The organism is Roseiconus lacunae (assembly GCF_008312935.1).
In the GTDB taxonomy this organism is placed as follows: domain Bacteria; phylum Planctomycetota; class Planctomycetia; order Pirellulales; family Pirellulaceae; genus Stieleria; species Stieleria lacunae.
Window position 1 is genome coordinate 100,713 of record NZ_VSZO01000015.1, and the last position, 24,134, is coordinate 124,846.

The window sequence follows — 24,134 nt, forward strand, 5'->3', positions numbered from 1 at the left end:
TCCGGCGAGATCCTTCGCCCAGCAGACTCCCTCTATGTTAGGTAGGCGAGGGGCAAATCGCAAGCTTTTGAGAGTGGTCAGCAGGGTGATCGGCTCCCTTCACACGGTCGGGGGGATCCGATTTTGACGGTTACGGCATCCTCAGGGGCTAACCCTCAAATCACCGCAGTCGTTCACAAGTGACCTATGTTTACTCATTAAGAAAACTAGTCGCAAAGTTCAGCCCGCTTGACCCGATGACGCACCCCAACAGCCTGCCGACCAACGGTCCAACTAGTCTCGATCCGTCTGTCGGAGGAGTTCAATCAAGCATTGCCCCCTCGCAGTACTCCTCGGCATCCCCTGACATTGGAGGAATGCTTGCAAACCTGCAATTTGCCGCACAAGCGGTCTCTGGCGAGGCCGGAGCTGACACGGGGCAGAATGAGCAAACGGTGGTTGAAAACCGTCTCGCTGCGGTGCGTCTTGGGGTCGCGACATCGCTGTATTACGCGCTGCGAGCGAAGCACGCCGCGACAGCCGCACATGGGTTGCGTGTCGCGTTATTTTGCAGCAGCTGGTCCGAGGCGATGGGGTTGGAATCGGATCATCGAGACCGGATCGAAGTTGCGGCGCTTCTTCATGACGTCGGCAAGATTGGCGTTCCCGATCGAATTCTTCGTAAGCCTGGAAAATTAACCGTCGATGAACAGCTTGCGATGGACACTTGCCCGACGCAGAGCTGTCAGATCTTGCGAGGTTGCACCGGAGATCTCGATTTGTTGGACATCGTCCGCTACGGCGGTGTGTGGTTCGACAGCCGTCGAGACGATGAGGCGCCCAGAGGCGATGCGTTACCGCTGGGTGCGCGAATGTTGTCCATCGCCGACGCGTTTGACGCGATGACGACCGAGCAGGTTTATCGTCCCGCGATGAGTCGAGACGGCGCGATCGCGGAATTGGTCCGTGGTAGTGGGACGCAATTTGATCCGACCTTGGTCAATGACTTTAGCCGCTTGCTGGAATCAAAGCCAGAAATCTTACAAGGCACAATGGTGCATCGATGGCTACAGCAACTGCGCCCCGAAGACTCGCGTGACTATTGGACCGGGGCGACTTCGTTCTCTCCTGATCGACCTCGCAAGGCTCGGGGCGAAACTGTCCGCCGAGAAACGTTGTTCAACACTCAGTTGCACAAGTCACTCAAAGACGGTGTTGCTTACACCGATAGTGAGGGATCGATCGAAATTTGGAACGCGGCGATGGAGCGGATGACCGGTTTGACATCGGACGCGATGATAGGAAAACAGTGGTCGGCCACGGCGCTTCGGATGCGCGACGCAGATCGTGAGCTGGATGACCAACTGATTTGCCCGCTTCAAGAATGCCTTGATACCGGTGAATCAGTTCGACGCAGCATGGTGATCGAAACACCAGGAAGTGATCCCCTATCGGTGCATGTCGAAGTCGCTCCGGTGGTCGGACTAAAGCCAGGATCGATCGGAACCGTGATCGTGATTCATGACCTTTCGGATCGGAAAAATCTTGAACAGCGACTTAGTTCGTTACACCGACAAACACGACTTGACCCATTGACACGTGTTTCGAACCGCGCGCACTTTGACGAAACACTGGAGCAAATGGTTGAGCAGACGGCGAAGGGAGGCCCGACGTTCTCGCTGTTGATTTGTGATATCGATCACTTTAAACGTATCAACGATACCTACGGCCACCCTGCCGGCGATGACGCACTAAAGGTATTTGCAAACATTTTGAAAGCCCATAGTCGTGACGGCGATTTGGTCGCTCGGTACGGAGGCGAAGAGTTTTTATTGTTGGCCGCCTCGTGTGACAACGCGACTGGCGCCAAACGCGCCGAAGTGATTCGTCAAGCGCTCGAACAAACCGCGGTCGAATCACTTGACGGCGAGTGCATGACGGCAAGCTTTGGAGTGACCGAATTCCAGTCTGGCGATAGCGGCGAAACCGTGCTCGCGCGTGCCGACCGCGCACTACTAAAAGCGAAGGACAACGGTCGCAACCGGGTGATCCAGTTGGGGCTTGGAAAAATGTCCGAAGTCGCCGCCGAACCTCAGCGGGGCGGTTGGTTTGATTGGCTGACCGGCAACGACGAAAGTACGTCCACGGTTGTCGATATCTTGATGCCTGTCCCGATCGATTTGGCGATCGAAAAACTGCGTGGTTTCGTTTCCGATCATCATGCCGAGATCGTCAATGTCGCCGAAAATCAGCTTTCGTTGAAAGTTACGTCGCGTCCGACGCCCGGTGGACGCCGCCGCGTCGATCATAAAATCACCTTTCATGTCGTGTTGACGCTCAGTGCCGCCCAGCAAGACGAGATGCTGTCGCAAAACGCTGACCAAGCGAGCTTCACGAAAGTCCATTTGGAAATCAAGCCGATCCGCAATCGTGACCGTCGCCGCCGCGACCTCAACGATGCCGCGAAGGAGCTGGTGGCTAGTTTCCGCTGCTATCTGATGGGCGAGCTTCTGCCAAACCGCACGTCTTGATCAACCGTGACGTAGCGATGCGACCGCAACAGTGTTGCGATCGAAAACTGTGATGGCGACGACGATCTGCTATCGTAAGGACTCCACGTCGTCTGTTTGTCGTCGCATTTTGCCCATCGCATATGGCCGATCATGTCGCTTCGCATCCCTTTGATCTGCTCGATCGCTTGGTGTCACTTCTTTGGGTTCGTTTTCGGTTGTTCGCAGTTAAATGCGGAGGATCGAACGGTTGACTTTCGGAACCAGATCCTCGCTCACTTAACCCGACATGGTTGTAACGCGGGGGCCTGCCATGGAGCTGCCTTGGGGCGTGGCGGGTTCAAGTTGTCGTTGTACGGAAGTGATCCCCCGGCTGATTATGATGCGATTGTCCGCCAAGTCGGTGGCCGCCGAATTAATCTTGCCGAACCTACGCTCAGCTTGCTGTTGCTGAAAGCGACCGAATCGGTGGAGCACACGGGTGGGTTACGATTTGACGACCAAAGTGAATCTGCTCGCTCGATTCGAGACTGGATCGCGACGGGCGCGAGTTACCGATCGAGTCGAACATTCGACCGTGTCGAAGTGAGTCCGCATCGATCGGTGGTCCGCGACGAGACACAGCAAACGCAAATCAAAGCTGTCGCGCACTTCACGGACGGTAGCACGGCCGACGTTACAAATTTGACCGTGCTCGCGGCGGAGGATCCATCGGCGGTATCGATCGATGAAGACGGGCGCGCGACGGTCCATCGTGCCGGCCGGCATGTTGTCGTAGCGCGGTACTTGAACGAGGTCGTTCCGATCGAATTGTTGCGTCCGTTTGATCAACCGTTCAAGGACTCAGCGGACACAAACGACGAGCACTTTATCGATCGCGAGATCAATGCGATGCTTGCGACGTTGCGTTTAAACGGTGAACCACCATCAGACCGTTGGGCACTACGTCGCCGCTTGAGTTTGAATTTGGTCGGACGCCTTCCCGATTTTGTTGAATTGCCAATTGGTTGTGACGATCTGACGGGCACTGATCGTGATGCGGTGGCGGCATACGTCGATGCATTGATGCAGACAGACGCGTTCGCAGATTACTGGACATTTCAACTGGCATCGTTGCTGCGAGTTCGTCAACACAATGACGATCGGCAGGCGATCGAAACCTATCATCGCTGGTTGCGGCAGCAGGTCGCTGATGGTTTTGATTACCGTGAATTCGCGACCGCTCTGATCGGCGCGCTGGGCGACTCACGAGACGTCGGTCCGGCAAATTTCTATCGAACCGCGAATGGCCCTCGTCCGATGACGGAGTTCGTTAGCGAAGTTTTTTTAGCGAGCAGGCTTCGTTGTGCCAATTGCCACGACCATCCACTCGATCACTGGACTCAGGATGATTATCACGGGATCGCAGCGATTTTTGCAAAGGTCAGTGGAGGTCGTCAGATCGGACTCAATCCACGCGGGAACGTCACTCACCCAGGCACCTTACTACCCGCGGCGATGCGTTTGCCAAACGGCGAATCGCTTTCCGATCGTGGCGCGGCTGACGGAAACTCAAGCGACCCCCGGCGTCAGTTTGCCCGATGGTTGACCTCTCCTGAGAATCCTTACTTTGCCAACGCGATCGTCAATCGGCTTTGGAAACACATGATGGGGCGGGGATTGGTGGAGCCGGTTGACGATTTTCGTGCGACCAATCCGGCAACCCATCCGCAATTGCTACGCGTGCTCGCCGCGGATTTTGTGTCTCATGGATACGACCTTCGTCGAACACTGAAACAGATTGCGATCAGTACGACTTTCGCTAGGAGCGGTCGAAAATCTGGAACGCGTTCCGATACGCAGTTCTATTCCCATCGTCTTTCGACGCCAATGTCGCCAGAAGTCCTTGCCGATGCGATTTCCGATGTCGTTGGTGTGTCCGAACCCTTTGGGCAGGTAGCCGTGGGGACGCGCGCGATTAAGTTGATCGACCCTGAGACAAGTTCAACCACACTCGATGTGCTGGGGCGTTGTGATCGAAAGAGTAGTTGCGAAGCAGAAGTTCAAACCGGAAAAAGTCTCGCGCAAAAACTGCATCTGCTCAATGGTCCGCTTCTCAATTCGAGGCTATTTGCAAAGGGAAGTCGTCTTGACACCTCGTTCAACGTTTACGCTGCGGACCCAATCGTTGATGATCTGGAGATCGTGGATCAGTTTTACCGCGTGGCCCTTTCTCGACCGATGACTTCACGAGAGCAAACGTATTGGAAGCAGCAACGACATTCACTCGAAGACGCCGCAGCAAGAAAGGCGTGGTTGGAAGATTTTGTCTGGAGTTTACTAAACAGTGAAGAGTTTCACTCGATTCGTTAGTCCCTCAGGTGTCACTCGTCTATTGGACGTGTCATGAGCGTGAATCAAAACTATTGCGATGGAATGTTGCGTCGCGACTTCGTTCGGATCGGAGCCGTCACCGGATTGTTGGGAACGATCGGGTCTCAAATAACGCGGGGGAGCGAGACGGCGGGGCAACGATCGGCTCGGCCGTTCGCCAAGTCCTGCATCTTGATCTGGCTCGACGGCGGCCCCACTCATCTTGAAACCTTCGATCCAAAGCCAGACGCACCGAGCGAGATCCGGGGCCCTTTCGGGTCGATCGCGACGACGATCAGCGGGGTCCGGGTTAGCGAGTGCTTGCCGAACATCGCCAAGCAGATGGACAAGATCGCGATGATCCGTTCGATGACATCGCCACTCGGGGAACACAACTTTGGAACGCACTACATGATGACCGGCTATAAACCGTCGCCGGTACTCGACTATCCACCGGTCGGTGCGATGGTCGCTTCACGCGCGGATCAAACGTCGGTGCTACCGGAATATGTCGCCGTTCCTCAAGCAACCCGGAACATCAATTCACACGGCTTCTTGCCGGCGAAGTTTGCTCCATTTGAAGTCGGTGGGAATCCGGGCGACGCAGGCTTTCGTGTTCGCGATCTTGATTTAGTCACCGGGATGACGCTCAGTCGACTGTCGCGAAGAACACAATTTGTCGAAGCTTTGAATCGATTGGCGGACTCTGATTTTATTGACGAAGACCTTCGCCGTGCCTCTCGACTGATTAGCTCGCCGGAAGCGAAGCAAGCGTTTGAGTTACAGGACGAGCCCGATACGCTGCGGCAACGCTACGGACGAGGCGGTGGCGATCCGATCGGACAAAGCTGTTTGCTTGCCCGGCGGTTAATCGAACGTGGAGTGGATTTCGTCACCGTTCACAGTGGCGGGTGGGATACACACCAAGACCTCACCCAGTTGATGTCTCGTTTCCCGGGTGATCGCAATGCTAAACTGCCATCTCTGGACCGAGCCGTCGGCACACTGCTGGATGATCTCAGCGAACGAGGCCTCCTGGAGCAAACGTTGGTGATGGTGATGGGCGAATTCGGCCGCACCCCCAAAGTGAATACCTCGGGTGGACGTGACCACTGGCCGAATGTCTTCTCGGTGCTTTTAGCCGGCGGCGGTGTTCCCGGAGGACAGGTGATCGGGCGTAGCGATTCGTTAGGCGAAAGCCCTGCCGATCGAGCGATCACGCCGTCAGACTTGACCGCGACCGTCTATTCACTGTTGGGCATCGATCCTTCGATAACGATTCAAACACCGGGAGGTCGCTCGGTACGGTTAGCGCCCGATGGGGCGTCCGCGGTGCTGGAACTGATCCGTGCCAACGCCGTTTCGTAACGGTCAACCATCTTGTCCCAGCCGAATCGTTCAATGATTTCACGGCCGTGATGTCCTAAGCTTTCGCGAGTTTCGGCATGATCGATGAGGTATCGAATTCCCGCGGCAAGTGCCGGCGTCTCATTTTCGACGAGCCATGCGTTTCGTCCGTGGGCAATGATTTCACGCGGTCCGCTCTCGCAGTCAACGCTAATCGAGGGCACGCCCAGCGACATGGACTCGAGCAGAACCGATGGAAAGCCTTCGTAGTGGCTTGATAAGCAAAATATGGTCGCTTCGGCCAAATGCGGTTGCAGCGGTCGAACCCAGCCAGGCATTTCAAACCGATCGTTGATTCCCAGTTCTGTAGCTTGTCTCTGAAGCTGTCGGCGCAGACTTCCGTCACCATAGAGAACCAGTTTCCAATCGGGATGTCCTTGGGTCGCTCTGGCGAACGCAGTGATCAATCGGTCGAATCCCTTTTCGGATTCTAGTCTTCCTGCGGCAACGATCGTTCGGTTGGCACAAGCGATTTCACGGTTTGAGTAAGATGTCGGCGTTTTGATCGCCGAAGGGATCACAATCACATGGTTGCTAAAACGCCTCAGATAGTCTTTCGCAGTCGGCGTTAAAGCGACCACGGTTGTCGCCTGACGATACAGGCGACTTCGCATCCAGTTCCAAACCAAGCCCAATCCTTGCGAAGCTGGGTCGCTGCGTTCACAAACCATCACGGGCAAACCACGACCACGAAGGGCCAGAAGCACATCAAGGTTCATACGGTCACAAAACGAAAGGACCACATCTGGTGACTGCCGCTCGATGACTTTGGCGAGGGTAGTGATCCGGCTTCGAATCTGTCTAATTCTGTCGATGCCGGAACGAGGACCCGTTCGATTTTCGGTTTGCCCGGTGACATCGAGGTTTAGGCATGCCCGTAAGACTCCCGGTTCGATCGATAGCGAACGCGCATCGTCCGCAAAGTATGTGACCAAGGAGACATCGTGACCTCGGCAGAATAAATCGTTTGCCAGCCCCGCCATGACTCGTTCTGCCCCGCCACCGGAAAGCGAATGAATGCAGCAAGTGATCTTCAATGAATCGTGACGGGGATAGGGCGTAGCGTTGGAGGCGGGGGCAAAGACTTAGTGAAGCGTTTGGGATGGGGCTCTTTGGGTCGCGGCGTGGGCGCTCATCGGGACATGGCAGGTTTACATCGTCTAACAATTGTCGCTCCGCAACGACCGAAATTCCCGTCAGACGATCGCGCTAGCAGCTCATCTAGCCAAATGGCGTTAACCGTTCACTCGTTCTGAAAACTGCGGCAAACGCTTATCGGCTGATTGATTGTAATGAAGCGTTAAAGAGGCTCAACTTGCGAAGGTGTCGGGATCGGTTCCGGCAGTATTTCTTCGCCCAGCTTGGGAACATCCGCCGTGTCAGTGCCGTCCTTCGGTATTTCATCTGAGGCCGCCGGGCTGATCGGCAACGCGGGTTTCAGCATCTTGACATCCATGTTCGGGACTACCGTAGTTGCTTGATAGTAGTCGACCCATTCTTGCAACATTCGGTGCGTCGAATCGAAGCCGGCCATTGACCGCATCCAGCTCAGGTCGGGATTTCGTGTGATACTTTCGTAGCGTTTCGACAATTCAATGATGTCCGCATCCATCGCTTCCGATTGGGCCGCGTCGGCGACACGATCGGGTTTTAAGTAGTCGTTCCAGATCTCGCCTTCTTCACCGAGTTCGGCCAATTTTTGGTACAGCAAGGCAGCGGATTGGCGAAGGCTAACGAGTGAAAACCGAGGGTGTGGGTTTTCATCCGAAGGAAGCTCGTACGAAGGGACTTCGAAAGGCTGGGCCGCCAATGGTTCGTGCGGCAAAGTTTCCAAGTAGGAGGGAGATAGCCCCCGATAGTCAAGTTCGACGCCAAACGGTGCGTAGTAGTACGATTCGGGGGTCCGGTAGTTCAGCGGGTATGCCGGGTGAATGTGCGAATACTCGTATCCGTATCGGTATGCGGGGCGGTACGATCGAGACGAATAACCATAGGAGTAGTACCGTGGAGGCAGTGCGCTGTCCGGCCTAACATTCAATGAGAAAAAAGGCGTTTGAACGCGAACACCACTGGGTTGCGAAGGAAGCGGCGGGGCCGTCGCAATGGGGCCAAAGAACGGACCGGGAATCACGGGGCCAATAAACGGCGGACCATAGCCGCGGCGGTAACGCTGAGCCTGAACTGTCAACGAACTGGCAACGAAGACGATGCCCACCAGAAAGAAACGGGTGGGGACCGAAATGGTGGACAAGCCGATTAAAAAACGCATGGGATCACCTGTGAGAATTTCGTTCGATGGCGCGCCACCGTGCACGGCGATCGGAAGATCGTTTCCGACTGCACACCATTGTAGCGTAAGCCCTCGACAATCCAGGCAAGCCGCCGCGACGGCGAATATTTCGACGCCCCCACGATTCCGGCCGTAAAATCGGTTTGTGCCAGTTGTACCGGTTCCCAAAATTGCCGCCTGGGTCTGCGTTGCCTCACCAGGAACCAGCCCGTAGGCATCTCGTTTGACGGGGGCATAGTGATCGACAACGTTTCGTTGGATTGCTTTACGGGGGGCGTCTTCCGGGATCGACTCTCTGTTTTTGGACCAGTCCAGTGGCGTGATCCATCGGAAGTTGTTCTCATTCCAAGCGTAGAAATCATAGACGCAGGTTTCGATCGTAGAGAATCAACCGTTTCGCTCGCAGGAATTGAGAGACAGAGCCTCGCCATTCGGAACCGTGTTCGTTAAGCCGGGACTTCATTTCAGACCATGCATACGCTGTACATCTTTGGTGGCTCAAGCACCGCCTTGGAAATTGCCGACGCAATCCCTCGAAAGCAAGCCGAGGTCTTTCATGTCGTTCCGGTGACAGAGCCACACGATGGTCAGACTCGCATTCGCATCGACCGTCTTGAGCAACATCTCGAAGGTCGGAAGGAGACGGGATACATCCTTTCAATGGCCGACGTGGCGATCAGGGAAGAGTGTCAGTCGGTGGCCAAGCGTTTGGATCTTTCACCTCGGTCGGTGATCCATCCCCTGGCCTTTGTGTCACCAACCGCCAAGGTAGCGCAGGGGGCATATCTTGCGGCCCATTCGGTTGTCTCGGCAAACGCCGTGTTACAACCGCATGCGATGATCAACTTTCATGCCCTAGTCGGGCATGATGCCACGTTGGGAGAGCATTGCCGACTTAACCCCGGGGCCAGAATCGGTGGCAATGCAACCATTGGCGACCGAGTTCTGATCGGTGCCAATTCATTCGTCTATCAGGGGACGAAGATAGGAGAAGATTCCGTCGTCGATGCGATGACTTCGGTGCGTTTCGATCTGTCAGCCAGACAGATCATCAGCCAACATCGAAACAACGGACGCCCACTGAAACGTCCTCTCGTCAAACGCTTCCTCGCCGAACAATCGCAAGATGCTCAGCGGTAAATCGATCAATAGAAAGCCGGACAACCGTAGATCGAAGCGTTCGACGATCTGATTCATTTACGATCCGTACGGCAAACAATCTGCGCCTTCGGCGTTCGAATGGCTGGATGGTTATGCGGTGCCACCGGCATCGATAACAAGATCCGTTCCTGTGACGGATACACCGGCGTCACTCATCAGGTAGGCTATGCCTCCGGCGACGTCATCGATCGACGCGAGTTTCTTCAAGGCGCTACGGCTCTTGATTTTTGCCAACGATTCTTGGCCTAGAGTCTCAGTCATTTCCGTTTCCAGGAAACCTGGTGAAACGCTATTGACGGTGATGCCAACTTTCCCCAATTCTCGAGAAAGCGACTTCGTAAATCCGATCAGCCCCGCTTTGGTCGCCGCGTACACGGCTAGGCCACTGTAGCCCGTTCGTGCGACAACGGAAGCAACGTTGACGATGCGGCCTCGGCGCTGGATCAGCATCGACCGACTAGCGTATTTGGTAACTAAGATTGTCGATGTCAGGTTGATCTGCAGTGTGTCTTGGATGTCCGATTCATGCATCGTAGCGAGCACACCGTCTAAGCCGACCGCCGCATTGTTTACCAAGCCGTATAGCTCGCCGTGTTGATCGATCATGTTGCCGATGCGGTGACGAATCGAATCCGGCACGGCTAAATCGAGTTGTTCGAATACGATAGGGTGTTCGAACGCTTGCGATTCAATCAATTGAGTTAGCGGAGCGCTGAGCGTTCGGCCCGTCGCGATGACCGCATAACCTTCGCCTGCAAGTCGTCGTACAACCGAGAGTCCCAAGCCGCGCGTGCCGCCGGTCACCAAGACATTTTTTGGGGAAGCCATCTTAACGAACAATTTTGCCGGTGTCTGTGATTGCAATGTGGTCGACGACGTCAATCAATGCGGGAATCTTGTGACGATCAAGACGAGTCCGGCACCACCGTAATGCGCGTGCGGAAAGGTCTTTCGGTGGAAACTTGTGTTCTTCACTCGCGACTATTTCTGCGGCGACGACCGAACCGGAGAACGGATTCTTTTTTGCGTATACTCGTGCCAAAGAAACCTCCGGCATTGCCTGCAGAGTCAATTCAATTTCCTGCGGCATGACCTTTAGTCCGCCAACGTTGATCGTGCCGTTCGCCCGCCCCCGGAATTGGATACGATCATCGATGAGTTGAACGATGTCGCCTGAATCAATAAACCCGTCATCGCCGGATAGTGGTTCGTCTGCTCGTTCGTTGACGTAGCGTTGCTGAAATTTGGCATGTCGCAGCAAGAGATGATGGTCATGATCGATTTGCAGTTCGACGTTACCCGGACACGCATCTAAGTAGGAAATCGGAAATCCAGCACGCCCATCGTTCACTGCGAATCCGACCCCCGCCTCGGTAGAGGCGTAGATGTGGGTGATACGGGCACCGGGATAACGTGCCTGCAATGCGTCGAGAAGTGGCTGATCGACAATTTCCCCACCGAGCGTGATTTGTCTCAGTGGAAGCGACGCCGACTCTTGTGACATTAAGATGAGTCGCCAGAGTGTCGGTGTCGCCGACAGTGCATTGCAACCTCGCCGAGCGAAATCGGAAAGTTGCTTGGCCAGCCCTTCGTGATCGTCTGAAAAAAGCAGCCGTGACCCGGCGACCCAGCTTTGCAGAAAGACTTGCAAGCCAGCGAAGCTGCCGAGCGAATACAGTGATCCCCAACGAAAAGTCTCGCCACAGGAATCGCCTCGTCGACAACTTCGGGTCAACGAGTCAAAGGTGTGAGAAACAAGCTTGGGAACGCCGGTCGTTCCCGAAGTCGTCATGATCCACCTTGTGGTCGATGCTGATGCGTTAGCATTGCCGCTCTCCGAAGTGAGAACCTCGGACGGTGTGGCATGATGGTCGTCACATCCATCGCCAAGGCACCGGAACAGAAACGAAGCAGGTTTGAGAGGCCAAAACGCACCGGACGTATCATCGATCGTTTCGGTCGGTAATTCGAGAATCAGTTCGCTTAGCGAGTGCTTTAAAATGCTCTGTTTTCGTTCGGGTGAAACCGAACGGGGAAGCATGGTGATTTGGTTGGCCAGTCCATCGAGTAGCACGAGTGAAAGCGCGAACGAGCGGTCATCAATCGCTTCGACCGCGACATTTCGATTTCTGGCGATCGCAAAGGCATGAGATGATTCGGTAAGCCAGTGCTTGATATCCGATACGCGAATGATTTCATCATTAACGGTCGACCAAAGCGGGCGGTCGTCCGGTAAATCAAATAGCACTGACCGAAGCGATGAGAATCGATTCACTTGAGAAAATGGTCTTCGTAGATGGCAAGAAATTGACTGAAGGTCGTGGGGTAAACCGCATCTTCCAAACTTGCGAAGGGATCGTCGCCGAATTCCCGCTCTAGACGGGCAACGACAATCGCAAAATCCATCGAATCGAGACCGAATTGCAGCAGCGCTGAGTCGTCGGTGATTGGCTCGGCAAGCGACTTCTCACTTTCATGCGCGACCTCTCTCATTGCTGTGAGAATTGTTTCACGAATTTTCATCAGTGGTATCTCGTGGCTGTATCTCTTGTCCTATGAACGCCGGCATCGTCGCATGACCTTCGGCGGCGATCCCTTTCCGCGAAAAAACTGTAACGATCGTTTGGAATAAGATCTGAATGTCGAGCCAAAGATTACGGTTGTCAACATACCAAACATCCATCCGGAATCGTTCCTCCCATGCGGTCGTATTGCGTCCGTTGACCTGAGCCCAGCCGGTAATTCCAGGTCTTGCTTCGTGACGTCGGGCTTGTACCGCGTCGTAGCGTTCAAGGTATTCCATGAGTAGGGGGCGCGGCCCTACGAGGCTCATTTCACCGCGGAGAACATTGATCAGTTCCGGCAATTCATCAATACTGGTTGAACGGAGGAAACGTCCGAAACGTGTCAGTCGTTGTTCATCCGGTAAAACGTTACCAGAACGATCATGGCTGTCGAGCATCGTTCGGAACTTTATAAGTTCGAACGGACGGCCATCAAGTCCCGGACGCCTTTGTCGAAACAAGATCGGACTGCCTAAGTTCCAACGCACCAAGATGGCGGTCAGCATCAAAATTGGCGAAAACGCAAGAAGCAGTATTCCAGCGATCACGAAATCAAAACAGCGTTTCAGCATCAGTTGAATCTGCAACAACGTTTAGTGTCGATACTCTTATTGAGCTTCTGGGAACAATCAGCCAACGGGGGGCAAGCGGTTGAAGACGTTTCCATTTTCGAATGCTTGTGGATTTCGCGGCTTGCCGGTCCCACCACGTCTGACCATACGCTACGCCGGGGCACTCGCTTTCTGAGACGCATACCAAGAAATCGTTTCATAAAGCCCCGCCCGAAGATCATGAGTGGGAGAGTATCCGATGCCTTGTTGCGCCCGGCTGATGTCCGCATGAGAATGCCGCACGTCTCCCTTGCGGAAGTCAGCGTAAATGGGGGCGGGGACATGTTTGATCAGTTGCTTCTCGATCGCGATCTCCTTAACCAGTCGATACAATTCATTGAGTGAGCATCGGCCGCCGGCTGCAATGTTGAATACATTTCCGGCCTGTTTGACGGGACTGGTTGCCGCCAACAAATTGGCTTGAACAACATTGTCGATGTAGCAAAAATCGCGGCTGGTTTCACCATCACCGTTGATCGTAATCGTGTCACCATTCAAAACCGCATCGATCCATTTGGGAATAACGGCTGCGTAAGCTCCGTCGGGGTTTTGGCGGGCCCCAAAAACATTGAAATATCGCAATCCCGTAGCACAGAAATCAAGCGAATTCGCGAAGGCGATTGAATACAGTTCGGCGACGCGTTTTGAAACTGCATATGGTGATAACGGATTTCCGATATCCGACTCTATCTTTGGCAGTTGAATGCTATCGCCGTACACGGAGCTTGATGACGCATAGACAAAGTCTTTGACTCCAGCTTGCTGAGCCGCATGAAGCATGTTCAACGTACCGATGACATTGTTGTCATTCGTAAACAGCGGGTCCGCAATCGATCGCGGAACGGAACCGATTGCGGCTTGGTGTAGCACGCGGTCGACGGTTTCGACGGCGCGTTTGCAATCATCGATTCTCCGCACGTCGCCTTCGATGAACTGGAAGTTTTGCCAATGATCTGGACCGACGTTTTCCTCTACAAGCTGCAGGTTATGCCGAAATCCTGTCGAGAAGTTATCCAGGCCGACGACCCGTTGGCCTAGTTGCAGCAGAGTTTCTAGAAGATTCGAACCGATGAAACCGGCCACACCAGTGACCAACCAAGTTCGAGAATCTTTCTGAATTAGTTCTCGCCATCGGGAGACGTCTCGATCGACAATCGTGGATTGATTTATAGGATTCATCGTATCTTATGGAAAGAATTACAGTGCAAATGTGTCACACATCGAAGGACGATTTTTTCGCTAACGCAGCGCGGTAGGTCGTTAACAACGAATTCCAAACGGCTTGTGGCTGAAAATCGTTGGTAACTCGGTTTCTAGCAGCGTCACCATGAGCCTTGCGAAGTGGCTCGGAAGTGAGGTAACGTTCGATAGCCGAGGCTAATGCGATGGAATCTTTCGGTTCGACAAGACTTCCGGTAGCCCCGTCGACAACCGCGTCGGTGCAACCGGTGACATTGGTCGCAACTACTGGGATACCCATCGCCGCAGCTTCGAGAACAACGTTGGGGAAGCCTTCACGATAGGTTGGAAGCACCAGAACATCGATCAGTTCGTAGGCTGGGACGGGGTTGGCGAGCATTCCGGTGCTGAAAACGTTCGGATCTGATTGGATCAGCTTCGATACCCATTCGGGCAGATCGGAATTTGCTTCGTTCGGTCCGATGCACAGCAATCGCAAGTCCGTATGCGTTTTCCGCAGTTCAATAAATGCCTCTGCGAGTTCTTGGCTTCCTTTGTCGGCCGAGAATCGACCGACAAATCCAATGACTTTTGTGTTATCCGGAAGTCCGAGCGTCTTTCGAAGTCGCATCGCTTGTTCGGCAGTGTCGGCGGTTCGGCTGAAGCGAGCGACGTCAATGCCATTCGAGCTTTGTGGGGTGAGCACGAATAGCTTCTCTGGGCGATCAAGTTCAAGCTCGACCGCTCGCTCACGGAGGCTTTGGCTAACACAGATGGTGAAATGAGAGAATCGGCAAGCGACTTTTTCCATTGCAAGCAGCGCGGATGCCGCGAATCCTCTTAAGCCGTCAGCTCGCATCCCGCGCAGCGTATAGATCCGAATCGGCACCCCGGCGATTCGAGCTGCGATGCTGCCAATGAATCCAGCCTTGGGAGTACTGTAATGTATGATGTCGGGTGAGTGCCGTCGCAGGATTCGTATTAGCTTGAGCAGGGCGACAATGTCTTTATAAGGGTTGGGATTGCGATCCATTTCCAAACCGATCGTTGAGACCCGTTCACGTTCGGCTGTTTGGTCAAGTAGATCGCCTGGCGCCGAAATAACGGTGACATCAAAGCCCGCTTCTCGCATGTACGCCAACTGCCCACGGAGTAGGATGTTCGCGGACATCGGCGACGTAATGACTTGGAAAAGTTTTGGACGTTGCTTCGGATAACCGTTCTCGTGCGATTGATTTGATTCACGCGAAGTCATAACAGCGGTTTCAGCGGGCTTCGGTGACCGACTGATAGAGGTGAACAAGCCGATCAAGCATTGTTGACAGACCGAATTCTGTTTTCGCGCGCTCACGGCCTCGTCGTCCCATGAGTGATCGTTTGTCGGGAGATTCGACCAGCAGACGCATCGATTCGCAAAGTGAATCCGGGGCGTCTGGGGGAACCACAAAGCCACTTTTTTGATCGGCGATCAACTCGCTAACGCCACCGACGTCCGTTGCAATCACGGGTAGTCCGGACGCCATCGCTTCAAGAAGCGAAAACGGAAACCCTTCCCAGCGAGAGGTGAGTACGGCAACATCCGCGGCGGGCCAAAGCCGCCCGGCGTCAGACTGGTAGCCGACGTACTGAACCGAGTCGTCAAGGTTTCGCGATCGAATTTCGTCCTCGAACGATCCGGTGAAGTCCTTTCCGACTAGCACCACTTTGAAACCCGATGTAATCGACCGTAGGCGTGCGACCGCGTCAAGAAGCATGGCGTGGTTTTTCGCGGGCCGTACATTGGCAATCATCATGAAGATGACGTCGTTACCGGTCAGTTTGAGTGCTTCCCTAGCCGCCGTACGGGCACCACCGTTGCAGCAGTATCGGTTGACATCAATACCGTTGTAAATCGTCACCAATTTTTCATCCGGTATCTTCTCGCGCCGCGCGAACGCACGACTGACCGCATCTGCGTTTGTCATGTAGCGATCGACACAAGGCGATGTCATTCGGTCGAGTGAGACGTGGTACCACTTTCGCCAGTCGTCTGTACTGACCTGACCCGAAATGATAGATGCATCGCAGGCCAACTTTGCGGTCACTCGGCCGACCAAGTTTGCGCGAAGGCCGTAGATGTGAATCACATCGGGGCGTCGTTTGCGAAGCGTTTTATACAGCCGGGGAGCGACTAGCCAGCGGTTGACACCTTCGTGCGGGATACTGTGAACGGGGACACCCGACTGTTCCCAGAGCGGGGCGGCGTTACTGTGTGATCGGAGGTTAAGAATGTTCGCATCATGTCCCAAAGCATTCAGTTCGGGAACGACCCAGCTTAGTCGGCGTTCAATCCCGCCGAGACCTGGATTACTTAATAAGAACGTGATCTTCATTTTCGCGCTTACTCGGTCATTGCTCGTCGGATTCCTGTTCCGTCGTTTCCCGTTTGGTGCAACCGGGGACCAGATCGGGGCGAAACGTTCGATCAACGATGCTATCCGTCCGTTCTAAGAACGTATCGCCGACCATGTCCGAAGAAGCCGGAAACCGTTCGAGTGCCTTCCGCTTATAGTCATCAAAGTTTCCGATGATTCGTGCCGGTGCACCACCAACGACGCTTCCACTTGGCACGGATTTCGTGACCACGCTTCCGGCCGCGATGATGACACGGTCGCCGATGCGGACGCCGGGGTGAATGATCGAGCAAACACCGATGAATACGTCATCGCCGATGACGATGGGAGCGACTTTGTGACGCCGACCGCGCTCGTCAGCAATAAGCGAAGTAGCGCCATCGTGCGTTAAGAAGAATACTTCGGCCGTGATCGTGACCCGGTTGCCGATCGTAATAAGCCATGGTTCGGTGCTGATTCGCGTCGTAATAACACGACAATCGTCGCCCACCTTGACCCCCATGAATCTCGCCGCCGCGACGCCGCCGCCAAAAAGACGAATGACATGGTAAAGCAATAACTTAGACTTGCGAACAAACTTGGAATGCATGTCAGATCGCGAATCAATTTTTGCTTGCGGAAAGTTGTTCAAGAAACTGCATGATGGCGCGTCCATGTTTTTTGTGGCAGAATTGCAACCGGCAAGTATCTTTGCCCGATTGCCCGATCCGGCGTGACTCGTCTGCCGATTCACTGAGTTCTGCGAGTGCGTTTGCGACACGTTCTGGTTGATCCCCTGGCGGGATCGTCCACGCATTTTCACGGTGCCGAAAGTAAACCGATAGATCGCCTACGTCGGACAGAATCACAGGTTTTCCGGCTAGGAGATAATCCGGCAATCTGGTCGGCAAGCAGGCACGAGTTTGGATCTCGTCTTCACGAAGCAGTACAAAGCAATCACTTGACTGAAGGTATTGCCGAAGCTCCTCGTCGGAAACCCAACCGGTCAATATGACACGTTCTTTTAGGATCGGATCTTTGTCGATTAGCGCACGTACGTTTCTGCCGTTACTTCGAGAGTGGACTGAACCAACGATGACAAGTTCCGCATCGATCCGGTTCTCGATCGCTTGCTTTAGTCCGGCGAGCATCGTTTCTGGAAGGTCACGCTCCGCCAACTGACCTAGGTACAGCATTCGAAATCGATGGGGCCGAACATTGGGTCTCGAATCCGAAGTCGGAAATCGATCGTCGTCAGCATCGCCGAGAACGGGGACCTTCAAGGTCGGCGTTCGCTTCGACGTTGCGAATGCTTCAAGCCAACTTGAAATTGCGATCACGCCGTCAAGTCTGGGAAGCAGGCGGTGAAGACAAAGCCATTGGTCGAGCGACTGAAGCATGAGAACGCGTTTGAACGTCACCGGGTGATATTCGGTGATATCCATGATGCAGGGAATGTTAAGTTGCCGGCAGTGTGACGCAATCGGACCGCTAATGATTCCGGAATGTCCGTAAAGAATGACCGCGTCGATGCGCTCGCGAGCGATCGTTTCCCTCGCGTATTGCCGAAAAGAATGGCGAAGCCGAATCGCTCGGGCTAGATAAAACGGCAGGATTCGCAGCGGACGAGACCATGCGATGTTGAGAAACTTGATTCCGTGTCTGTCGGTTTCCCATCGCTCTGACGAATCGGTTGGTGTCGCTGTATTCGAGACAAGTTTCGCGGCAAGTACATAAGGTTTAGCGCCGCACGATGCCAGTCCCCGAGCGAATTTCTCAATTCGATTCGCGGCGGCGCCACCGGTGGGATAGTCGACCGGAAGAACAATAAGGACGTTCATTGTGCGTCGTTCGAGATCTGAGGGGAGTTCTCGGAAGAGGGAAGATCTCGAATGAAGCGAGCTGGGACACCGCCCCAAACTTGGTTCGCCGGGATCGATTTGGTGACGACGCTGCCTGCACCAACGATCGAAGCTTTCCCGATAGTGACATCTTTCAAAATAATGGTTCCGGAACCGATAAACGCGTCCGGGCCGATGACGATCGAACCGGTTGTAATCGGTCCGACGTTCTCTCTGCGTGCGACCGGATCAAGCTGATGAAAGTCGGTGTCATAGATTTCGCATCCGCCACCGATGAAGGTGTTGTCGTGGATTTCCACGGTCTGCTGTGAGATGATCGTGGTGTTTGAAATTGCACAACCATCGCCAATGCGTAGTCTGCCATTACGCCCGATCCAAAAAGCCATTCGTCGATCGGCACCGACGAAATTCGCGCTCCCGGAATTGATCCGAACGCGATCGCCAATCGAAAACGTTCCGGCATTGAAAATCCGAAGGCATCCGCGAACACGAAGTCGTTTTCCGCATCGTGCGCCCCAATACCAAAGTCGGATTCGTGAAAGCGGGGACCAGAAAAGAAGTGACGCCCTAGAAGTGATCACAAAAAGGATCAGCCTAGTCGTTTGAAGGACGGTTCGGTTAGCCACGCTGATCGGTTCCCCCGAATCGCGAAAGGACTAACATCGGGGGAAAGTAGGAAAGCAACGAATCGGGTGACAATCCAAACGGAACTGTCATGAACTGGACAATCAGCACGGGGAAATAGACGACTGCCGTCAAATTACAGGGGTTAGCAAACCAGGATTTAGGTCGGATTCGAATAGCCGCCATCAGAATTGAAACAAACAGACAAAGCATCGCAACGCCGCCCTTCAACGAAAAAACCAAAATGCCGAAGTGCAGTGTCAGCCATTGTGCGGCAGATTCTTTTTTGATCGCTTCTCTGGCATCAAAGTATCCGCCAAGTCCGCGGCCGATGAATGCTTCAATACCGACTTGCTTGAAATAGACTTTGATTTCGTCAAATCGAGACCCAAGGATCGGATGCCCCTCCGGGTCTAGGAATCGAAACAGCAACTGCCTTCCTGATTCTGTAAAGCAAAACGCTATCGCGCCGACCGCGGAGGTTGCGGCGAGTGACGCGGTCAAGACAATTCGGCGTCTAGAGTCAAACAGTGGTCTGAGAATGATGAACGAGAGGATGAGAAGTGCGAACATTCCAGAGGACGAGCGGAATTTGAACAGTCCGACCTGGATCGCAAAGGCGACAAAGAACGCGACGACTTGAAGGACTTTCCAGCCTTTCCCGCCACGATGCAGCATCCCCCAGATTCCGAGGAATATCCCCGAACTGATGAGCGGGCGGAATTGAAATGCGAGGGTGTTTGTTCGCCGTGAACCAATGAACTGGTAGTCCGCGTCTGCCGTTCCCGCTTCCGTCGTCACCGGGGCCACGATATCTGTCGTCAAGAAAATCAATACCGCTGCGACGTAGAAAACCACGGTCAGTGACTTCGTCGCCACGGTCCAGATTTCATCATCGATACCGGTGATCCACAGCGTCGAAAAGAACCACAGTGCGATCAACTCTTTACCGGCTCCCGTGGGGCTGTTACCTCGCGCGATTCCATACGCAAACAATGCGACTAGAAGAACCTGCCAAAGTCGAATTTTGACCACTTGAATGGTGCGAAGTCGGGCGGTCGAATTCGCTGTGTAAAGCCGCATGCCGACTACGAAACTGAAAAATGCACTGATGCCGCCGAGTTGTGACACGAGACGCATTGGGATCGGAACCCCCATCACAAAAAACAGCTTTCGAATCGCAGTAAAAAACAAAATCGTAAAGCCGAGCAAAATCAGCAATCGCCCAAACTGGGACCGGGACCTTGATCTTTGAAACTCTTTTGCGCGCCGAGAGCCGGGCATCGTATCGGAGAAATGAATGTGGTTCATTGCGATGCCGAACAATTCATGGCCGCGGACTTTGTACAAGAGAACTTGCCCCCGACTCATCGGTCGCAATTTTTAGCAGGCCGTTGCGGATCATTTCCGGCCATCGCCAAAGTGGATGAAATCGCAGGAGCCGCATCAATACTCGGACACGAAGCGATTTCATGTTTTTGGGGTCGCAGTTTGGTTGCCTCGTTAGTGAATCGAGTAACTCCATCATCAGAGCCAGCGTTTGCTCACCGACTGGAACTTCACGGCGCAACGATCGAACTAAATTGCAAACGGCTGATGATGGAATCGGCCGGCCGAGAAGCTGTTCGACCCAGCGATGACAGACCCGTTCGGCGTTGGCCGACTGTTGCGTGCGTTTGGTTTCCGAAATCGAACCCCCGTGCCGGCGATAGTAGATGAGCGGGGTTTTCAGGTTTGCGCCTTTGCAATGTTGCAGCATCTCAAACCAGAGCTGTTTATCTTGCGAAGCGGCAAACATTGTGTCGTAGGTCAATCCGTGATCACGCAATACCGCCGCACGCATCATCACGGAAGGGTGTAAGAACGATGATGCTCGACCCGTCGTTTCGTGCCAACGAATGTCTTCATCGCTATGCGGCATTTGTTGAGTGCCGCGCGGATTTCCGTCTCCGTCAATTGTGATCGCCGAACTGCCAAGTAAACCGATCTCGGGCTTGCAATCCAAGAAATCTACCTGCTCTTGTAGTCGCGTCGGTAGCATTTGATCGTCAGCGTCTAAACGCGCGATGTAGTCACCACGGGCTTGGGCAAGGCCAATGTTGAGTGTCGTGGGCAGTCCTTGATTGCATGAGTTGCCGATCACTTTCGTGTTCCCATGATCGACCGCGAATCGATGGGCAATCGAAAGCGAATCATCACTCGATCCGTCATCAACAAGGATCAGCTCCCAGTCAGTAAACCGTTGCTCGGAAACGCTTCGCAGCGTTTCGGGTAGGAAGTGTGCTGCGTTGTAAACCGGGATAATGATCGAAACGAGTGGGCTGTTTGCCATCTGGGAAATTCGCTGAAACGATGGATGGGCTAGCGGCCTAACGGATTTTGAATTTTCCAAAAACTCGTGATGGCAGCGACCAGCGAATGGGTGCTGTCGCGAGCGATTGGATGAAACAGGTCCGCGACGATGCCAATCACCCCGCTGATGGTCAGGCCGACCACAGCACCGTAAAGCCCAAATGACTGAATCAGCAGCGTGTAGCCGATGACCGTTACGGCGGCCTGAATGAACGCCAAGTACATCGCATATTTCATCAGGTTTTCTGTGATGATGAACCACATTCGAACGCTGCTGGTGAACAGGACAAACAGCGGAATCGACATCCACATCAATACTGATCCGGATTCCCGGTAGTCCGGGCCAAAGATGAACGCAAAGCCGAATGACGCGAAGAACGCGATCACAAATAGGGCTGATAGGTAAACGATGATCGTAAGCCGATACAGATTCGTAAGTGATTCGAGAAATGTATCTCGGCCGGTCTGAGCTGCTTTTACGAGAGTCGGAACCAAGGATTGGCAAACCACGTTAGGCAGCAGTGTCAAGAGCAAGAACACGCGTAACGCGACCGAGTAGATTCCTAATTCACGTTCGCCGAGCAGATCTCCGACGACCAACGCCCCAATTTGAGTCTGGATGGTGGAGGCTACTCCGGAGGGAATTCGCGGCCAAGCATCCCGCATCAGTCGCGCCATCCAATCGACGCTGGGAGTCCATTGGCGAATCGACTGTCCCGATGCGAGATAGAAGTAAACCAATAACGCGGCATTGACCCAAACCAACGCAACGTTGGCCCAAATAAACCAGACCATCGTCGCACCGAGGAAGACTGCGACGATCTTCGCCAGCGACGCTGCCACGGTCGCGGTCTGAACCGCGATGACGTTGTGCTTGGCGAGTACCTGAGAGGTATTCCAGCGTTGTAAAAGGATGAATACGTTCGCAACGTGAACCAGGGATGCGATGCCGACGAGGTTTTGTGCGATCGTGTCGTCCGGTCGGACGATACGAATTGCCATATTGATCACACCAATTGTCAACCAACCACTAATGAATCGAAGGAAGCATGCTGATCCAAGGATCGCATAGCGGTCATCGGGATGTCGCACTAAGTCTCGGACTAGCACTTCTTCGAGTCCGAGCGTCGCCGCGACACGAAACAACGCGACAAACGCCATCGCGTAGTTGAGTAATCCGAAATCTTCAACGCCAAGATACCTTGCGACAACGACACCGACAAAAAACGAAATCGCCGCGCCCAACAAACGGTCGCTCAGTAACCAGCCAACGTTCGATAAAATGCGGGCCTTTTCGTCCTTCGCTGAAAGACGATTGATGACAAACTTCGGAAGCGGAAAACGACTTAAAGAGGACAACTGAACTGGGACAAAGAAATGAGATTGATTCGTTCGGGTTCGGCTCATCAGCCGACAAGCGTTAGCCCCGGTTGTCGCACCGAAATCGTGGCGAACGCCATACGGCTAATCCCAATTTCGAAGGTTGACGAAGCACTAGGTTGCCAGCAGAGGGGCTGACGTTTGCTTGACTTGATTGCTTGGTGTTGATGACGACTCGGCGACGTTTCGGTAGCACCGAAGAAGGTCACGGACGATTTGCTCGGGGGCATGTCGCTGAAGTGCCGCTGCTCGGCCATTCGAGGAGAGCGATTGGGCAAGGTCGGAATTGGAAAGGACGTCATTCATCCGTGCAGCAAGCATCGTCGAATCACCGGGGCTACACAGCAATCCTGTTTGTCCATGGCTGACGATCGATGACAGACCGCCCGTGTCACTGGCGACGCACGGGACTCCTACAAGTTGGGCCTCGCAGAGCGCATTGCTGCTGTTTTCCATCAAAGATGGGGTGACGAAACATCGTGACGTGTGCAGATGAGAAACGAGGTCCTTTGCCGGAAGCCAGCCAAGAATGTCTACCGCATCATTGAGCCCTAGTTCGGCGATGCGCCGATGGATGAGACGGTTAAGACCGCTCCTTCCCGGTTGTGGTGAGATTCCGGCAAGCTTTAATCGAACCGGGATATCCACTTGGCGTAAGTTTGAGATCGCTTCGAGAAGGACAGGTAGGCCTTTAATCGGCGAGGCGCCGGAGGTGCTCATCACCGTTAAAGCACTGGATTGATCGAGCGACCAAGCTGAGGCTTGCCGAAACGACGGACGGATCATTTCGTCGACATGAAAGTAGGACGCTGACGGATTGCGAAATAACGCGTGTGCATGATCCCACGCCGTTCGTCCGATCAAGGCGTCGACACCGGCCAAGATTTCGCGTTCCAGTGGAATCTGAGCCGCGTATTTCTGACGAATTGTGGCCGGAGTACTGTAACGCAGTAGATCCGATACCGTCCACGCCAACCGGCGATCCGACGACCGTATTCCGTGGTCGTAGACACGGTGTATCTCTTCGACAATTCCTTGGATCGAAAGGACCGAAGGCACGTTGAGCATCCCACGAGAACGCACCAGTCCGAAGATCCGCTCGCTACCGTGAAAGTGAATTAAATCGGGCGCCCATCGTTTGGCAATTTGAGTTGCCTTGTGGAGCAGCCGATTGATTCGCGTTTTCCGAAACGCTCCGTAGGTTTCCAAGACACGGTTTGCACCAATGTTGAAGTAGGTCACTTCGTCGTCTGCGAACTCGACGTCGGGGTATCCGGGAAGTGACGTAACGATTGCGAGTTGTACTTCACCCGAATCGAGGAGCGGTCGGACCAGCGAACTCATCCAGAACCCGCTTCCAACGGTCGGTCTGCCAAACCTTTGATTCAATGGGTCCAGCGGGACGTTGGTAAACCAAATGACACGGAGAGGCCTCTTCGACAGTGATTTGGTCGAAGCCATCGTCATCTTAAGTTTAGCTTTAATGAAACG

Annotated in this window: 20 protein-coding genes; 4 read left to right on the forward strand and 16 right to left on the reverse strand. The window is 54.0% G+C overall.

Features of this window, described 5'->3' with window-relative positions; genetic code table 11:
- Window positions 1–236 precede the first annotated feature (236 nt).
- From FYC48_RS20005 to FYC48_RS20015, 3 genes are all read left to right on the forward strand, one after another.
- Window positions 237–2,510 carry a diguanylate cyclase domain-containing protein gene (locus tag FYC48_RS20005; protein ID WP_149498562.1) on the forward strand — a complete coding sequence of 758 codons (2,274 nt, stop codon included), beginning with the start codon at window positions 237–239 and terminating at the stop codon, window positions 2,508–2,510.
- Window positions 2,511–2,642: 132 nt separating this feature from the next.
- Window positions 2,643–4,841 carry a DUF1553 domain-containing protein gene (locus tag FYC48_RS20010; RefSeq protein ID WP_149498563.1) on the forward strand — a complete coding sequence of 733 codons (2,199 nt, stop codon included), beginning with the start codon at window positions 2,643–2,645 and terminating at the stop codon, window positions 4,839–4,841.
- 33 nt (window positions 4,842–4,874) lie between these two features.
- On the forward strand, window positions 4,875–6,209 hold the full coding sequence (locus FYC48_RS20015) for a DUF1501 domain-containing protein (RefSeq protein WP_149498564.1): 1,335 nt from the start codon (window positions 4,875–4,877) through the stop codon (window positions 6,207–6,209).
- Here the strand turns inward: FYC48_RS20015 and FYC48_RS20020 are convergent.
- Together FYC48_RS20020 and FYC48_RS20025 are read right to left on the reverse strand one after the other, a co-directional pair.
- Window positions 6,122–7,285 (reverse strand): glycosyltransferase family 4 protein, encoded by a 1,164-nt coding sequence (locus tag FYC48_RS20020; protein ID WP_149498565.1) that lies wholly within the window; start codon window positions 7,283–7,285, stop codon window positions 6,122–6,124. The two genes, FYC48_RS20015 and FYC48_RS20020, sit on opposite strands and share 88 nt — an antisense overlap.
- A 263-nt stretch (window positions 7,286–7,548) precedes the next feature.
- Window positions 7,549–8,517, reverse strand: coding sequence for a hypothetical protein (locus tag FYC48_RS20025; RefSeq protein ID WP_149498566.1), 969 nt, complete (start codon window positions 8,515–8,517; stop codon window positions 7,549–7,551).
- A 492-nt stretch (window positions 8,518–9,009) separates the two neighbouring features.
- On the opposite strand from FYC48_RS20025, the gene FYC48_RS20030 reads away from it, so the two are divergent.
- Window positions 9,010–9,678: a DapH/DapD/GlmU-related protein gene (locus FYC48_RS20030; RefSeq protein ID WP_149498567.1), complete on the forward strand. Its 669-nt coding sequence runs from the start codon at window positions 9,010–9,012 to the stop codon at window positions 9,676–9,678.
- A 111-nt stretch (window positions 9,679–9,789) separates the two neighbouring features.
- Here FYC48_RS20030 and FYC48_RS20035 read toward each other — a convergent pair whose 3' ends face one another.
- From FYC48_RS20035 to FYC48_RS20100, 14 genes are all read right to left on the reverse strand, one after another.
- The gene (locus FYC48_RS20035; protein WP_149498568.1) at window positions 9,790–10,527 is read right to left on the reverse strand and encodes an SDR family NAD(P)-dependent oxidoreductase; all 738 of its coding nucleotides are present in this window, start codon (window positions 10,525–10,527) and stop codon (window positions 9,790–9,792) included.
- Between the two features lies 1 nt (window position 10,528).
- Complete coding sequence (locus FYC48_RS20040) at window positions 10,529–11,974, reverse strand: class I adenylate-forming enzyme family protein (protein ID WP_149498569.1); 1,446 nt, start codon at window positions 11,972–11,974, stop codon at window positions 10,529–10,531.
- Window positions 11,971–12,222, reverse strand: a complete 252-nt coding sequence (locus tag FYC48_RS20045) for an acyl carrier protein (RefSeq protein WP_149498570.1) — start codon at window positions 12,220–12,222, stop codon at window positions 11,971–11,973. Before FYC48_RS20045 ends, FYC48_RS20040 begins: the two co-directional genes overlap by 4 nt.
- Complete coding sequence (locus FYC48_RS20050; RefSeq protein ID WP_149498571.1) at window positions 12,209–12,835, reverse strand: sugar transferase; 627 nt, start codon at window positions 12,833–12,835, stop codon at window positions 12,209–12,211. Before FYC48_RS20050 ends, FYC48_RS20045 begins: the two co-directional genes overlap by 14 nt.
- Before the next feature lie 150 nt (window positions 12,836–12,985).
- Window positions 12,986–14,053: an SDR family oxidoreductase gene (locus tag FYC48_RS20055; protein ID WP_149498572.1), complete on the reverse strand. Its 1,068-nt coding sequence runs from the start codon at window positions 14,051–14,053 to the stop codon at window positions 12,986–12,988.
- A 34-nt stretch (window positions 14,054–14,087) separates the two neighbouring features.
- Window positions 14,088–15,224 (reverse strand): glycosyltransferase family 4 protein, encoded by a 1,137-nt coding sequence (locus tag FYC48_RS20060; protein WP_160149648.1) that lies wholly within the window; start codon window positions 15,222–15,224, stop codon window positions 14,088–14,090.
- Between the two features lie 94 nt (window positions 15,225–15,318).
- Complete coding sequence (locus FYC48_RS20065; RefSeq protein ID WP_149498574.1) at window positions 15,319–16,425, reverse strand: glycosyltransferase; 1,107 nt, start codon at window positions 16,423–16,425, stop codon at window positions 15,319–15,321.
- A gap of 16 nt (window positions 16,426–16,441) precedes the next feature.
- Window positions 16,442–17,035: an acyltransferase gene (locus tag FYC48_RS20070; protein WP_149498575.1), complete on the reverse strand. Its 594-nt coding sequence runs from the start codon at window positions 17,033–17,035 to the stop codon at window positions 16,442–16,444.
- Window positions 17,036–17,048: 13 nt separating this feature from the next.
- Window positions 17,049–18,266, reverse strand: a complete 1,218-nt coding sequence (locus tag FYC48_RS20075; protein WP_149498576.1) for a glycosyltransferase — start codon at window positions 18,264–18,266, stop codon at window positions 17,049–17,051.
- Window positions 18,263–18,673 carry an acyltransferase gene (locus FYC48_RS28665; RefSeq protein WP_149498577.1) on the reverse strand — a complete coding sequence of 137 codons (411 nt, stop codon included), beginning with the start codon at window positions 18,671–18,673 and terminating at the stop codon, window positions 18,263–18,265. The genes FYC48_RS20075 and FYC48_RS28665 overlap by 4 nt, the downstream gene beginning before the upstream one ends.
- Before the next feature lie 232 nt (window positions 18,674–18,905).
- A complete protein-coding gene (locus tag FYC48_RS20085) occupies window positions 18,906–20,069 on the reverse strand; it encodes a hypothetical protein (RefSeq protein ID WP_160149649.1) in 1,164 nt (387 codons plus the stop codon).
- 169 nt (window positions 20,070–20,238) lie between these two features.
- The gene (locus tag FYC48_RS20090) at window positions 20,239–21,243 is read right to left on the reverse strand and encodes a glycosyltransferase family 2 protein (protein WP_149498579.1); all 1,005 of its coding nucleotides are present in this window, start codon (window positions 21,241–21,243) and stop codon (window positions 20,239–20,241) included.
- 29 nt (window positions 21,244–21,272) lie between these two features.
- Window positions 21,273–22,670 carry a flippase gene (locus FYC48_RS20095; protein WP_149498580.1) on the reverse strand — a complete coding sequence of 466 codons (1,398 nt, stop codon included), beginning with the start codon at window positions 22,668–22,670 and terminating at the stop codon, window positions 21,273–21,275.
- Between the two features lie 87 nt (window positions 22,671–22,757).
- Window positions 22,758–23,987 (reverse strand): glycosyltransferase family 4 protein, encoded by a 1,230-nt coding sequence (locus tag FYC48_RS20100; protein WP_160149650.1) that lies wholly within the window; start codon window positions 23,985–23,987, stop codon window positions 22,758–22,760.
- Between the last annotated feature and the right edge of the window lie 147 nt (window positions 23,988–24,134).

Excerpts from the sequence above, each read along its gene's own strand:
- FYC48_RS20050 (WP_149498571.1), bottom strand. The coding sequence starts at position 12,835 with ATGCTGAAACGCTGTTTTGATTTCGTGATCGCTGGAATACTGCTTCTT.
- FYC48_RS20005 (WP_149498562.1), top strand. The coding sequence starts at position 237 with ATGACGCACCCCAACAGCCTGCCGACCAACGGTCCAACTAGTCTCGAT.
- FYC48_RS20055 (WP_149498572.1), bottom strand. The coding sequence starts at position 14,053 with ATGAATCCTATAAATCAATCCACGATTGTCGATCGAGACGTCTCCCGA.
- FYC48_RS20060 (WP_160149648.1), bottom strand. The coding sequence starts at position 15,224 with ATGTCCGCGAACATCCTACTCCGTGGGCAGTTGGCGTACATGCGAGAA.
- FYC48_RS20085 (WP_160149649.1), bottom strand. The coding sequence starts at position 20,069 with ATGGGGGTTCCGATCCCAATGCGTCTCGTGTCACAACTCGGCGGCATC.
- FYC48_RS20030 (WP_149498567.1), top strand. The coding sequence starts at position 9,010 with ATGCATACGCTGTACATCTTTGGTGGCTCAAGCACCGCCTTGGAAATT.
- FYC48_RS20070 (WP_149498575.1), bottom strand. The coding sequence starts at position 17,035 with ATGCATTCCAAGTTTGTTCGCAAGTCTAAGTTATTGCTTTACCATGTC.
- FYC48_RS20015 (WP_149498564.1), top strand. The coding sequence starts at position 4,875 with ATGAGCGTGAATCAAAACTATTGCGATGGAATGTTGCGTCGCGACTTC.
- FYC48_RS28665 (WP_149498577.1), bottom strand. The coding sequence starts at position 18,673 with ATGGCTTTTTGGATCGGGCGTAATGGCAGACTACGCATTGGCGATGGT.
- FYC48_RS20025 (WP_149498566.1), bottom strand. The coding sequence starts at position 8,517 with ATGCGTTTTTTAATCGGCTTGTCCACCATTTCGGTCCCCACCCGTTTC.
- FYC48_RS20010 (WP_149498563.1), top strand. The coding sequence starts at position 2,643 with ATGTCGCTTCGCATCCCTTTGATCTGCTCGATCGCTTGGTGTCACTTC.
- FYC48_RS20090 (WP_149498579.1), bottom strand. The coding sequence starts at position 21,243 with ATGGCAAACAGCCCACTCGTTTCGATCATTATCCCGGTTTACAACGCA.
- FYC48_RS20075 (WP_149498576.1), bottom strand. The coding sequence starts at position 18,266 with ATGAACGTCCTTATTGTTCTTCCGGTCGACTATCCCACCGGTGGCGCC.
- FYC48_RS20095 (WP_149498580.1), bottom strand. The coding sequence starts at position 22,670 with ATGAGCCGAACCCGAACGAATCAATCTCATTTCTTTGTCCCAGTTCAG.
- FYC48_RS20065 (WP_149498574.1), bottom strand. The coding sequence starts at position 16,425 with ATGAAGATCACGTTCTTATTAAGTAATCCAGGTCTCGGCGGGATTGAA.
- FYC48_RS20100 (WP_160149650.1), bottom strand. The coding sequence starts at position 23,987 with ATGAGTTCGCTGGTCCGACCGCTCCTCGATTCGGGTGAAGTACAACTC.
- FYC48_RS20035 (WP_149498568.1), bottom strand. The coding sequence starts at position 10,527 with ATGGCTTCCCCAAAAAATGTCTTGGTGACCGGCGGCACGCGCGGCTTG.
- FYC48_RS20045 (WP_149498570.1), bottom strand. The coding sequence starts at position 12,222 with ATGAAAATTCGTGAAACAATTCTCACAGCAATGAGAGAGGTCGCGCAT.